The organism is Candidatus Moraniibacteriota bacterium (genome assembly GCA_026396275.1).
Classification (GTDB): Bacteria; Patescibacteriota; Minisyncoccia; order Moranbacterales; family JAPLXC01; genus JAPLXC01.
Window position 1 is genome coordinate 1 of the sequence record JAPLXC010000009.1, and the last position, 12,837, is coordinate 12,837.

A 12,837-nucleotide genomic window follows, 5' to 3' on the forward strand; every position below is an offset into this window, starting at 1 on the left:
GCAGTTCTTATTGGTCTTTATCAGAAAAGATAAATGGAAAAAATTATTTTTGAAAATCAGTGGATAATCTGGCTGGCGATTCTTTGGACTTTTCCTTGGAAAGGAGTAGCACTATGGAAATCAGCGCGCAATGGTCATAAGGTCTGGTTTGTTGTGCTTCTGATTCTTAATACCCTGGCAATTCTTGAAATTCTTTATATTTTTGTGTTTAGTAAGAAAAAGGAGGAGTATTTAAAAACGGAATCGAAGGATACGCCTTCCCAGAATGGAAATAATTTAATAAAGGGTTTATAATCAAAAAATATTTCCCTAAAGCAAGATCAAGAAACAAATTAAGTGCAGGATATATCATTCCCGCGAAAGCGGGAATCTATAAATTTACTGGATTCCGGATCAAGTCCGGAATGACATAGACATTTCGCCAACTGCTGCGAGATAATTTATTTTTGTATGAAACAAAAAAGAGTTTATATCATTCACGGTTGGGAAGGGCGTCCGGAGGATGCCTGGTTTCCGTGGCTTAAAAGTAAACTGGAAAAAGAGGGATTTGAGGTCTTTATTCCGGCTATGCCCAATACGGAAGAACCGACAATTGACGAATGGGTTAATCATCTTTTGGAGATTGTTCCAAGCCCCAATGAAGATACCTATTTCATCGGGCACAGCATTGGCTGCCAGGCGATTCTGAGATATTTGGAAAAATTAAATAACAAAAAAATTGGAGGTGCTGTATTTGTTTCCGGCTGGTTCATACTTAAAAATTTGGAAACCAAAGAGGAATGGGAAATAGCAGATCCCTGGATAAATACTCCCATTGACTTTGAAAAAGTAAAAAGCGCCACTCATAATTTCATTGCCGTATTTTCAGATAATGATCCGTTTGTTCCGTTGGAAGAAAACAAAAAATTATTTTCAGAGAAATTAAACGCTGAAATTATTATTGAAAAGAATAAAGGGCATTTTACAGGTGAAGATGGAGTTTATGAAACGCCATCTGTTCTTCAAATTTTTTCGGATATACTAAAACAAGGTAAATAGATATTTTGAAATTAAGCAAGCGCGCTGTTACATTAAGAATGGGACATCTCTTAAATTAGAAGAAAAGTCAATAACTTGTGGATAAATTTACTGCCCAGTGGCTCAATAGAGCCACTTTTTTGTTTGGAAAGAAGTGTTGACAGATGGATTATAGTGGTGTAAAATTACATCACAGTGGTAAAGAGTGGTATAAAGTGTGGAATCACTACGAAGTACGAACTTGTACGAAAGTACGAATAACCCGTTTTGAAATTCGTAATTTCGTATTTATTCGTAATTCGTAGGCAATTAGAATGTTTATCGGAGAATATAGTCACACGATAGATCCAAAAAAACGACTGGCTCTTCCGTCAAAGTTTCGAAAAGAACTAGGAGCAAAAGCGGTTGTCACCAGGGGGCTGGACAAATGCCTCTTTGTTTATCCTTTGAAAACTTGGAATGAACTGGCGGCAAAGCTCGGAACTCTCCCTGTGGGAGAATCAGGAACGCGCAGTTTTATCCGTCTGATGCTGGCCGGAGCCACGGATGTGGATGTTGACCGGCAAGGAAGAATTCTTCTTCCGGAATATCTCAAGAAATACGCCGCTCTTAAGAAAAACATAATTGTGGCGGGACTTTTCAACCGCTTGGAAATCTGGGATGAGAGATCGTGGAGCTCCTATAAGCAAAAAGCAGAAAAAAACACTGACGAAATAGCCGAACAGCTGGGGAAACTAGGAGTGTATTAAAATAATTAAAAATGCAAAAATTAAAAATCAAAACGACAAATCAAAATTTAAAAAGAGAAATAATTTTACATTTTGATATTTGATTTTTGATTTAATGATTATTCATAAACCCGTTCTCTTAAAAGAAACTATTGACTTACTGGATTTGAAACCGGGTATGATTGTTATCGATGCCACCTTGGGTGGCGGAGGACACAGTATGGCGATCCTGGAAAAAATACTTCCGGGCGGAAAATTGATAGCCATTGATCAGGACGAAAAAGCCATTGCCGGATTTAAAAAGACATTAGCCAGTTTAAAGTTAAACCTAAAGGAAGAAAGCGTAAGGTTGGCTCATAATAATTTTGCCAATCTTAAAGATATTGTTTTTTCTTTGAAAGTTTTTGAAGTTCACGGGATTGTGGCTGATTTAGGAATTTCTTCTGATCAGTTGAAGGATGCCAAAAGAGGATTCAGTTTTCAGCAAAACGGGCCTCTGGACATGCGGATGAATCGTGAATTAAAAATGACGGCTGGTGACATTGTGAATACTTATTCCGAGCGGCGGCTGGAAAATATTTTTAGGCAGTTAGGCGACGAAAGGCATGCAGGTCTAATCGCTAGAAAAATCGTCCAGGAAAGAAGGCGCAAGCCGATTCAGACCACTTACGAATTAGTTAGTGTCATTGCCAGAGCAGTTCCTAAATCATATCAACACAGGAAAATCCACTTTGCCACCAAGACATTTCAAGCCATCCGGATGGAAGTTAATCAAGAATTGGAGAATCTTCGCAAATTTCTTAGCCAAGCATTTGAGATTCTCAAGAGCAAAGGCAGGATCGCGGTTATCTCTTTTCATTCGGGAGAAGATCGCCTTGTCAAGGAAATATTTCGGGAAAATGCGAGGGGATGCATTTGTCCGCCCGAATTTCCAATCTGCCGATGTCTGAAAAAGCCAGTAGTTAAAATTATTACCGCTCGGCCCATAGTGCCGGGAAAAAAAGAGAGAACTGAAAATCCTCGATCTAGAAGTGCCAAGTTAAGGATAGCAGAGAAAATTTAAAAAATAATAAAGCAAATATAAAAATAAATTAGTGCAAGGGGGCGCAGAGTAAATGACAGGAAGCAGAGTGCTAGTAAAGGGGGGCTATTGCCACTGGGGGACGGTAGCAGCGAAAAACAAAGACAAATATAAAATTCAAAAGCCGGGGTTTGCCAGCCCATGGTTTGTTGTGGCTTTGTTTATCGCCTTGGCGGGAATATTGTATCTCTATTTCATTAACAGCAGCGCGACGAAAGGATATCAAATTCGCCAAGTTGAAAAAGATATATCTCAACTAAAGAAGGAAAATGAACAATTGCGGATCAAGGAAGCTGAATTAAAGTCGCTGTATTATATTGAGGAAACAAGCAAACAGTTTAATATGTCGGAGGCGGCTAATATCAGTTATATTGAGGAAAAAAGCCCCGTTGCTTTAAAATAACAATACCCGGACAACTTACTTTATCCGCCTTCACAGAAGACCTCGGACGTGAGCCCGGGGATAAATATGAAGATGTATCTTCTGCTCCGGCGGATTTCACTCCGCCAAAAATTCAGGAGATACTGCATACATAAGCTTGCGGAGATTCATATTTTAACTAGCTGTTAAAATGAAATTATGGCGGCTAACTTTGCAGCGCGGGGCAATGTGTTAAAAAATCGAAAAACGACGTCTGGTTCATTATTGCAATACTGGAGAATTTATTTTCTGGTATTTTTTGTTTTTTTGGCGGCTGGAGTCATTTTTATCCGATTATACCAATTACAAGTAAAAGCCCACGAGATGTATTTGGCGGTAGCCGAAAATCAGTACAAGGTCTCTCGGGAACTTACCCCCCAGCGCGGGGAAATTTATCTTGAGGATGAAAGAGAACTTTACCCTTTGGCCGTTAATCAGGAACTCCAGATGGCTTATGCCGTTCCCAAAGAAATTAATGACAGAGAAAAAACGGCTTCGGCGATAGCTTCTATCTTAAGCCTTGAGAAAGGAGAAATAGACGCAAAACTTTCTGATGCCGGTGATATGTTCGAAGTTTTGAAACATAAGTTGAGCGAAGAAGAGGTCTCTAAAATAAAAGAAGAAAATATTTCTGGAATTTACCTGATGCCGGAAAGTTTTCGTTACTATCCCGGGGGAGAGCTGGCGGCTCAAGTAGTTGGTTTTGTCGGCTCCAGCGGGGAGGAATATCGGGGACAATATGGCCTTGAGGCCTTTTGGGAAAAAGAACTGCGGGGAGAGAAGGGCAATCTGCGCCAGGAAAAAGACACACGGGGAGGATGGATTTCCATTGCTGACAGGGAAATCCAGCCGGCTCGGGACGGAGCGGATCTGGTTCTTACCATCAATCGCACAGTTCAATATGAAGCGGAAAAGATTATAAAAGAAACAGTGGAAAAGCACGGAGCAGACAATGGGACGATTATCGCGATGGATCCAAAAACCGGCAAAATTTTAGTCATAGCTAATTATCCCAGTTTTAATCCAAATGAATACTCCAAAAACGAAGACCTTTCCCTTTTTATGAATCCGGCAGTCAGTACCCCTTATGAATGCGGCTCGGTTTTCAAAGCGGTTACCGCGGCGGCTGGCATTGATGACGGAAAGATAACACCCGATACCGAGTATGTTGACACCGGCAGCGTGAAGGAGGCGGGCTACGTGATAAAAAATTCAGAGGAAAAAGCATATGGCAGGCAAACAATGACACAGGTTCTTGATAATTCTATTAATACCGGCGCGATATTTATTGAAAAGCAGATAGGCAACAAAAAATTCGCCGATTACGTAAAAGCATTTGGTTTCGGGGAGAAAACTGGTATCGAGCTTCCCGGAGAGTCACCCGGAAGTGTTAGAAATCTGGAGGAGACAAAACGCACCATCCACTTTTTTACCGCCTCATTCGGGCAAGGGACCACTGTTACTCCGCTTCAATTGGCGAATGCCTACGCAGCCATTGCCAACGGCGGAAGGTTAATGAAACCGCAGATCGTGGAAAAAATAATTTATCCGGACGGGCAAGCAGAAGAAGTGCAGCCCCAGGAGATTAGGCGGGTGATTTCCCAGGATGCGGCCAAAAAAGTTAGTAGTATGCTTTTGAGCGTGGTGCTAAACGGCCACGGGAAAAGAGCCGGTGTTCCCGGGTATCTGGTGGGAGGAAAAACCGGAACGGCGCAAATCGCCAAGGCGGAAGAAAAAGGGTACGAAGAGGGAATCACTGTCGGGTCATTTGCCGGATATGCCCCGATTGATGATCCACAGTTTGTGGTGTTGGTAAAGGTTTATAATCCCAAAGATGTCCAGTGGGCGGAATCGACTGCCGCTCCCGCGTTTGCCAAAGTAATGAAGTTTCTCTTAGAATACTATGGAGTGAAGCCGACAGAGGAATAAGCGGTTATCGCAAGTCAAATAAAAATTTTTTCAAAATTGCTGCGCGTGGTATCCCGAGGTTTTTAAAAGTCGCTGACCGCAATAAAAATTATAAGTTTTTGCCGGAGATATTCCGGCTCCGAAAAATTTTTCAAAAATTTTCATTTGACTTGTAAATAACAAATTCGTACATTCGTACTAAATTCGTAATTCGTAGAGAATTTATGAAATCAAAGAAAATTCAAATGCTAGAAATGATTCTGCGCTGGATGGCGATTGCGGTTCTCAAAAAGTACAAGCCGCTAGTTATCGGCATTACCGGTTCAGTGGGAAAGACCTCTGCCAAAGAAGCGGTATTTTTAGTGCTTTCCTCAAAATTTAGAGTGCGCAAAAATGAAAAGAATTACAATAACGAGATCGGCATCCCCTTGACTGTTATCGGATCTGAAAGCGGAGGGCGGTCTTTGTGGGGATGGGTGAAAGTAACTGCCCGGTGGACAGAAGCGGTTGTTTTTCCTTTTCGGTATCCGGAGGTTTTGGTTTTGGAAATGGGAGTGGACCGGCCGGGGGATATGAAATATCTTGCGAGCTTTATCCCCTTGAAAATCGGTGTGGTTACGTCGATATCTTCCAGCCACTTGGAATTTTTCAAAAACGTTGACCAGATTGCCAAGGAGAAAGGAAAAATATTGGAAGGACTTGGCGAGGACGGAGTAGCTATTCTTAACGCCGACGATGAGAAAATTTTTTCCATGAAAGACGAAACCAGAGCCCGGGTAATCACTTTCGGGTTTGAGGAAAAAGCGGATTTGAGAGCTTCCCATGTAACTTATGTCCAAGGGGAAAAAGAACCGGAGGGGATTGCTTTTAAACTAAACTATGAGGGAAAGTTCATCCCGGTTCGCCTGCCCCACGTTCTGGCTTCTCATCAGATTGGCGCCGTGCTGGCGGGAGCGGCGGCCGGAATCGCTCTAAAAATAAATTTGGTTGACATTGCCGAGGCGCTGGAACAGTTTTCAGCTCCGCCGGGGAGGATGAAATTGATTAAAGGAATCAAAGATAGTTTAGTTATTGATGACACCTATAACGCCTCTCCGGCATCCGCTGTTGCGGCACTGACTGCTTTGGAAAATCTTAGGGCTCTGCGCAAAATAGCGGTGCTGGGAGATATGCTGGAACTGGGGAAGGAAATGGAAAAAGGGCACCGCCAAGTCGCCCGCAAAGTTTTTGAAATAAACGCTGACTTGTTTTTCGCGGTCGGTGAGCGGATGAAGTTGGCTATGAATGAGCTGGAGACACTCGGTTATTCTCCAGAAAGAATGCATTATTTCGAAAGCCCTCAAGAAGCCAGCCGAATATTAAAAGAGTTTATAAAAAAGGGAGATCTCGTTTTAGTGAAGGGCTCGCAGTCAATGAGGATGGAAAAAATCGTGGAGGGCTTAATGGCGGAACCTGATAGCGCCTCGAAGCTGCTTTGCCGGCAATCCGCCGAGTGGCGAAATAGGCCTTTCGCAAAGCCCTAAAACAAGTTATCCACAGGTACTTGACAGATCGTGAAAAAGGAGTATAATGCAGAGTACAGTGAAAAAGGCAACTTTTTGGCTGAAAAACAAAAATGATAACTGAATAAAGTAAATTCAAAGCTTCACTGTACACAGTTGCTTTGAGAACAGAAGACAGTTTCCAGAGGGAGTTGTCTTCTGTTTGTTTTTTAGGGATAGTTCTTTAAGTATAAACTGTCATTTAAAAGGAGGTGTGAGATGGCAGAAAAAGATTTAAATAGGAGTATAGGAGAGGCCCTGAAGATAATCCAAGATATTGAAAAGAGTTATGGGGGAATTCTGAGCACGGTTCAGGCAATCCATAACAAAGAGATTAAGGATGAAGATTTTAGGGCTTACACGAAAGCAAATCAGTTTTTTCAAGCTCTTAGTCACGTGTGAATATGTGGATAAAAGAAGGAAGAAGGAGGTGTTAAATGGTTCGAGTCAGAACAGCAGAAGAGGCAAGAAAAGAGGCGGAATCAATAGTTTATTCCTACATTAACGAGCGTCCTGATAAGCATATGCTGACATCACTGTCGGATATAGAAGAAATGATAAACGCTGCAGAAAAAAATTTATTGGCTCAACCTCTGCATTGTTAGCCTCAAACCTCATTAGCGAAACTAAGTTCTCAAACGAGAATGAACCGCTAATGAGGTTTTAATTTTGATTTTTTTAGGTAATTTGTATAAAATTAGATTGTTGTTAGTATAATGCCGTCATCGTCTAGTGGTCTAGCCCGCCTCGACTCGCGGCGAATCGACGCGAGGCGGGGACGCCAGGTTATAAATATGAGATATGTTATTTATTGGTTAGTAAGTGAGAATAAGAAGAAAACATATATTGGATTTACAGACGATATAAAAAGACGAATAAAAGAACATCGAAATAAAAAGGTAAAAACTACAAGAGACTTTGGTAATTTTAAAGTATTCATTCTGGAAAATATTCAAAATGAAAATGAGATAGAAATTAGAGAAAAATATTGGAAGTCTTGTGCGGGGAGAAAGAAACTTAAAAAATTATTTGAAAAGTACATAGATAATGCCGCCATCGTCTAGTGGTCTAGGACATCAGATTCTCATTCTGAAGATCGCGGGTTCGACTCCCGCTGGCGGTACAAAAATTTTAGTATAATCTTAATCCCGCTGGATAGCGGGACGAATCCCATACGCGGTACAAATTTAAAAATCCCCACTCGATTTTGAGTGAGGATTTTTCTGTTTTACTTTGCGGAAGAGATTTCGCTGGCAAAGGCCTCCATGCTTTTGATTATTTTTCGGGAATCTTTTTCTCTAAAAGTGATTGTCTCGAAAGCAGGATGATTTTTTACTCTCACCTCAACTATGAAGTAATTTTCATAAATACAGGTACCGTCCATTCCAATTCTAATTGATATTTGCTGGAGGCCTAGTTTATCTTTGAAAATATGCCGGGCAGTGTAGTACAAGTTCTTTCTCGCTTTATTCAATCGCTCTTTTTCTGTGTCCAGCCGTCTTTCCATTTCATTGAAAACCTCTATCAAGATGTTTGAGGTTACGGAAAGTCCTTGTTCGCCAACTGTTAATATGTGATCCTTTATTATCTTAAGAAGACGCGGTTGTACTGCTTTTTCAATGTGTTTGATGTGCTGGTGATTTCTGAAATTTTTAAATAATTCCAAAATATCCAGACAGGCAAAACTCATTCTCAGCACTTCCTTTTTTGAGTTAATGATTTCAATGTGAAAGCTGGTTTTTTCCTTGCCTAACCCTTTCCTTGAAAGAATTTGCATCTTGCTGTTCCAGTATCTTCTGGCTTGGGTAACCCTTTCAAAAAAGTCGTGCGTTTCACCGGCGATTTTCTCCTCCTTTTTTACGGTCATAAACCCTCCTTTATGTATTGTTTTTTAAGAAACAAACTCTATGATAGCCGAAAACGTTATTCTTGTCAACCGCTGATATTTATTATAACATCATAGATAGTCATAGAATAACAAGTCAACACTTTAATTTTAATGGATGCCAAAAAGTCACTAGCCGAATTCAAGAAGGAAATTGACGTCGAAATTGAGGAGTATCTTGATAAGGTCATACGAGAATCCCGCAAGAGAGACGCTTTAACAACCGAGACGCTTCGCCATGTCAAAAAAATAGTTCTGGCTGGGGGAAAACGGCTTCGTCCGGCTTTGATGTATTGGGGCTACATCGCGGCGGGAGGCCGGGAGCGGAAAAAAATTATCAAAACAGCAGTAAGCATTGAACTTATTCACCTGTTTCTTCTTATTCATGATGATATTATTGATCGTGACTGCAAACGCCATGGAATAAACACTATAAATTTTGAGTATGAAAAACTGGGGAAGAAACTCTTTCCCGGAAGTGACAGCAAACACTTTGGAAACTCCGTTGCTATCATTGTCGGCGATATGGTCGGGGCGCTGGGAAACCAGATTATTTTCAATTCAGGATTCAGTTCCCGGCTAATAATGAAGGCTCTTTCTCGTCTTCAGTCAATAGTTTCTTTAACAGTTGTTGGTCAAGCTAAGGATATTTATCTTGAGTACCGGCGGAAGGCCTCGGAAAAAGAAATTCTGGAGATGTACGAGTATAAGACGGCTAAATACACGATGGAAGGTCCGCTTCATTTAGGAGCGATTTTAGGCGGGGGTGATGAAAAAATTTTGCAGGGCTTGAACAAATTTGCGGTGCCGGTGGGAATTGCTTTTCAAATTCAGGACGACATCCTTGGAGTGTTTGGATCGGAAAAAAAATTAGGAAAAGCGGTAGGATCAGACATTCAAGAAGGCAAGCAAACATTGCTCGTTGTCAAAGCGAAAGAGAAGGGCAGCCAGGCGCAAAGGAAAAAAATCAGCGAGTTGCTGGGTAAAAATGATATAACTCTCAAAGACATTCGGTATTTTCAGGAAATAGTCAAAGATACAGGCTCTCTTGAATACGCCCAAAATCTGGCAAAAAAACTTATTCTTCAGGGAAAGCGGGAATTAGAAAAAATAGAAGTTAAAAAAGAAGCAAGAGAATTTTTGGCGGGAATAGCGGAATATATGGTAAGCCGAGAAATTTGATGAAAAATGTAATGAATAATAAAATCAAAATGCAAAATGCAAATATCAAAATGACATATCAAAATGCAAAAATAATCAATCCCTTTTTAATTTTACATTGCCATTTTGATTTTTGATATTTGATTTTTTAATTTCTAACATGATAAATCGAAAAAAAACTAAAGTTATACAAATTGGCTGCGTAAAGATAGGTGGAAGCAATCCAATTGCCGTTCAATCAATGTGCAATACCGACACACGGGACGTCAAAAAAACAGTAGCGCAGATAAAGCAGCTGGAAAAAGCGGGCTGTGAAATCATCCGGGTGGCGGTTCCGGATATGACGGCGGCGAAAGCTATCGGAAAAATAAAAAAGGGAATTAATATTCCGCTGGTGGCTGACATTCATTTTTCGGCAGACCTCGCATTAGAGGCAATCAGGCAGGGAATTGACAAACTCCGGATCAATCCCGGAAATATCGGTTCAGAGGAAAAAATCCGAAAAGTTGTTCTGGCGGCCAAAAAGAAAAAAATTCCCATTCGCATCGGAGTTAACGCCGGCTCTTTGGAAAAAGATATTTTAGCCAAATACAGGGGAAAAGTAACTGCCCAGGGAATGGTAGAGTCCGCCTTGCGTCATATCAGAATTTTAGAGAAATATAATTTTCGCGACATTGTAATATCTCTCAAGGCCTCGGACATTGAACGCACTGTCAAGGCCTATCGGTTATTATCAAAGAAAGTGGATTACCCGCTTCATATCGGGGTGACCGAGGCAGGAACGGTTTTCCGTGGTACAATTATGTCGTCTATTGGCCTCGGCATGTTGCTGGCTGAAGGCATCGGCGATACTTTGAGGGTTTCGCTCACGGCTGATCCAACTGAAGAAGTGCGGGTTGGCTGGGAAATTTTAAAGTCGTTAGGAATTAGAAAACGGGGCATAACAGTCACTAGTTGCCCGACCTGCGGCCGGACAGAAATTGATTTGATAACGCTTGCTAAGAAAGTGGAAGCCGAGATGGCCAATTTTGATAAAAGTTTGCATGTCGCCGTTATGGGCTGCGTGGTGAATGGTCCCGGCGAGGCCCGCGAAGCGGATCTGGCAATTGTAGGAGGGCATGGCGTAGGGTTGATTTGCAAAAAAGGCGTGATTATTAAAAAAGTGGATGAGAAGGATTTATTGGAAGAGTTTTTGAAGGAAGTGAAGAAATTTTAATCCATTGTTTAATTTCTGAAGAATTATAATTCTTCAGAAATAGCATTAAGAATGAAATCAGATAATTTACCAGTACACGTAGCCATTATTCCCGACGGCAATCGCCATTGGGCAAGAGAAAGAGGACTCAAGCCCTGGGAAGGACATGAAGCGGGAGCGAAAAATACTGAAAAATTAGTGCGCAAGGCCCAAGAAGCGGGAATTAAATGTTTTTCTTTTTGGGGCTCATCAATTCAGAACCTGCGCAAAAGGCCGATGCAGGAAAGGCGAAACCTTTTAAGAATTTACGAAAAATATCTTTCCAAACTCATTGATTCAGACGATGTCCATAAAAATCAAGTCAGAATCAACATTATTGGAAAATGGGAAGAATTTTTTCCCGAGCGTCTGAAAAAAATTATCAGGGAATGCGCGAGGAAAACAGCGCATTATAAGCAGTTTTTTTTGAACATTATGCTGGCTTACAGCGGCGACGATGAAATGCTTGAAGCGGTGAAAAAAATAGTAAAGAGTGAAATCCCCGCTGCGAAAATATCATTTGAGACCATTAAAGAAAATTTGCTGACTAAGGACTTGCCGCCGGTTGATCTTTTGATTCGCACGGGAGGTGAGCCGCATCTCTCCGTTGGCTTTATGATGTGGGATATAGCCAACGCCCAGCTTTATTTTCCGGATAAATTTTATCCGGATTTCGACGAGAAGGAATTTGAAAAGGCAATAAGAGAATATCAAAGAAGAGAAAGAAGACACGGGAAATAATAAAATCAAAATTCAAAAATCAAAAGTCAAAATGTCAACGTAAAGTTGCGTGGCAACAACGTTGCTTTACACAATGTAAAATTAATAAATGTCATTCCGCACTTGATGCGGAATCTAGAAAATAATTTACTGGATTCCTGCTTTCGCAGGAATGACATAAAAAGTATATGAACTTGGAACTAAACGACAGTAATTTTGAACAGGAGATTTTAAAAAGCGACAAGCCAGTACTGGTGGACTTCTGGGCTTCCTGGTGCGGGCCGTGTCAGATTGTGGGGGAAATTATTGATGAACTGGCCAAAGAATTGGAAGGAAAGGCCAAAATTGTGAAGGTAAACGTGGACGATAGCCCCGCCGTTGCAGAAAAATATGCCGTAATGTCAGTCCCAAGCTTGAAAATATTCAAAAACGGCCAAGTCGTCAAAGAATTTACCGGGATGCAGTCAAAGATGATATTAAAAAGCGAACTAGAAAAAATTAAGTAGGAGAAAATAAAATTATGTACGCACCGTTTTCCGATTCGAAAAACATTGAAAAGATGATCAGGGTAATTGACGTTCTTTGGGAAGAAGTTACGCTGGAAGTAATGCTTTTGCCATGGAAGCATAGACCTTATAAAAATTTGCTCGGTTGGTGGAAGTATGTTTCTTCACCGACTGCTAAAAACAAAAGGGAAGTTTTTCTTTACTGGGATGCAAAAATCGAAAATATAATTGTTAGAAAGATTATAAAAGACCTGCTGGCTGACAAGAGTTATTATCCCAAGTTGATCAGTTTCTTTAAAAAATCTTACACTGATTGTAAGAAAATGACTGACGGTCTTTATAAAAAAAGTGCAGAATACTATCGGGATTTACCAAATAAAGAATTAATAACAATTTTTAAAAGTTACCTGAAAATTGTTGAGTTTGCTGTTTATGCCTATTACATTCCTTTTGATCTAGTATTGGCATGCGCTCAGATAGTCAAAGACGATCTAAGAAAAATGTTAGCTGACAAAAGTGCTTCTGAGCGAGATAAAATTTTTAAAGTCATAACAACCCGCCAAATTGACACTGTGGTCAAAAAAGAAAGAATAAAATTCCTGGAGAGATTAAAAGACATCCAAAAATTGCTTAAA

16 protein-coding genes and 1 tRNA gene are annotated in these 12,837 nt (G+C 40.6%); 16 read left to right on the forward strand and 1 reads right to left on the reverse strand.

All coding sequences use genetic code 11. The features are described from left to right. The first annotated feature begins 33 nt into the window (after positions 1 to 33). The 11 genes from NT136_02695 to NT136_02745 all read left to right on the forward strand — a co-directional run bounded on the left by NT136_02695 (position 34) and on the right by NT136_02745 (position 7,819). On the forward strand, positions 34 to 294 hold the full coding sequence (locus NT136_02695; protein ID MCX6765842.1) for a DUF5652 family protein: 261 nt from the start codon (positions 34 to 36) through the stop codon (positions 292 to 294). Between the two features lie 156 nt (positions 295 to 450). Further along, positions 451 to 1,038, forward strand: coding sequence for an alpha/beta hydrolase (locus NT136_02700; protein ID MCX6765843.1), 588 nt, complete (start codon positions 451 to 453; stop codon positions 1,036 to 1,038). Between the two features lie 293 nt (positions 1,039 to 1,331). Next, complete coding sequence (gene mraZ / locus NT136_02705; protein MCX6765844.1) at positions 1,332 to 1,766, forward strand: division/cell wall cluster transcriptional repressor MraZ; 435 nt, start codon at positions 1,332 to 1,334, stop codon at positions 1,764 to 1,766. 94 nt (positions 1,767 to 1,860) lie between these two features. Further along, positions 1,861 to 2,808 (forward strand): 16S rRNA (cytosine(1402)-N(4))-methyltransferase RsmH, encoded by a 948-nt coding sequence (rsmH, locus tag NT136_02710; protein ID MCX6765845.1) that lies wholly within the window; start codon positions 1,861 to 1,863, stop codon positions 2,806 to 2,808. 52 nt (positions 2,809 to 2,860) lie between these two features. Next, positions 2,861 to 3,229 (forward strand): hypothetical protein, encoded by a 369-nt coding sequence (locus NT136_02715; protein MCX6765846.1) that lies wholly within the window; start codon positions 2,861 to 2,863, stop codon positions 3,227 to 3,229. A gap of 177 nt (positions 3,230 to 3,406) precedes the next feature. Next, complete coding sequence (locus tag NT136_02720; GenBank protein ID MCX6765847.1) at positions 3,407 to 5,176, forward strand: penicillin-binding protein 2; 1,770 nt, start codon at positions 3,407 to 3,409, stop codon at positions 5,174 to 5,176. 203 nt (positions 5,177 to 5,379) lie between these two features. Continuing rightward, positions 5,380 to 6,678 (forward strand): UDP-N-acetylmuramoyl-tripeptide--D-alanyl-D-alanine ligase, encoded by a 1,299-nt coding sequence (locus tag NT136_02725; protein ID MCX6765848.1) that lies wholly within the window; start codon positions 5,380 to 5,382, stop codon positions 6,676 to 6,678. Between the two features lie 237 nt (positions 6,679 to 6,915). Further along, a complete protein-coding gene (locus NT136_02730; protein MCX6765849.1) occupies positions 6,916 to 7,098 on the forward strand; it encodes a hypothetical protein in 183 nt (60 codons plus the stop codon). Positions 7,099 to 7,133: 35 nt separating this feature from the next. Further along, a complete protein-coding gene (locus NT136_02735; protein MCX6765850.1) occupies positions 7,134 to 7,301 on the forward strand; it encodes a hypothetical protein in 168 nt (55 codons plus the stop codon). A gap of 189 nt (positions 7,302 to 7,490) precedes the next feature. After that, a complete protein-coding gene (locus NT136_02740) occupies positions 7,491 to 7,760 on the forward strand; it encodes a GIY-YIG nuclease family protein (GenBank protein ID MCX6765851.1) in 270 nt (89 codons plus the stop codon). Beyond that, a tRNA-Glu gene (locus NT136_02745) sits at positions 7,746 to 7,819 on the forward strand. The genes NT136_02740 and NT136_02745 overlap by 15 nt, the downstream gene beginning before the upstream one ends. A gap of 105 nt (positions 7,820 to 7,924) precedes the next feature. Here NT136_02745 and NT136_02750 read toward each other — a convergent pair. Continuing rightward, positions 7,925 to 8,563 (reverse strand): hypothetical protein, encoded by a 639-nt coding sequence (locus tag NT136_02750; protein MCX6765852.1) that lies wholly within the window; start codon positions 8,561 to 8,563, stop codon positions 7,925 to 7,927. A 132-nt stretch (positions 8,564 to 8,695) separates the two neighbouring features. Here NT136_02750 and NT136_02755 point away from each other — a divergent pair, with 132 nt between their 5' ends. The 5 genes from NT136_02755 to NT136_02775 form a co-directional block, all read left to right on the forward strand. Continuing rightward, positions 8,696 to 9,763 carry a polyprenyl synthetase family protein gene (locus NT136_02755; protein MCX6765853.1) on the forward strand — a complete coding sequence of 356 codons (1,068 nt, stop codon included), beginning with the start codon at positions 8,696 to 8,698 and terminating at the stop codon, positions 9,761 to 9,763. A gap of 142 nt (positions 9,764 to 9,905) precedes the next feature. Beyond that, a complete protein-coding gene (gene ispG / locus NT136_02760; protein MCX6765854.1) occupies positions 9,906 to 10,958 on the forward strand; it encodes a flavodoxin-dependent (E)-4-hydroxy-3-methylbut-2-enyl-diphosphate synthase in 1,053 nt (350 codons plus the stop codon). A gap of 51 nt (positions 10,959 to 11,009) precedes the next feature. Then, entirely contained in the window at positions 11,010 to 11,717 is a 708-nt protein-coding gene (gene uppS, locus NT136_02765) for a polyprenyl diphosphate synthase (protein ID MCX6765855.1), read from the forward strand. Between the two features lie 167 nt (positions 11,718 to 11,884). Continuing rightward, entirely contained in the window at positions 11,885 to 12,202 is a 318-nt protein-coding gene (gene trxA / locus NT136_02770) for a thioredoxin (GenBank protein MCX6765856.1), read from the forward strand. A gap of 14 nt (positions 12,203 to 12,216) precedes the next feature. After that, positions 12,217 to 12,837: hypothetical protein (locus tag NT136_02775; protein MCX6765857.1), on the forward strand; the 621-nt coding region annotated here is incomplete at its 3' end.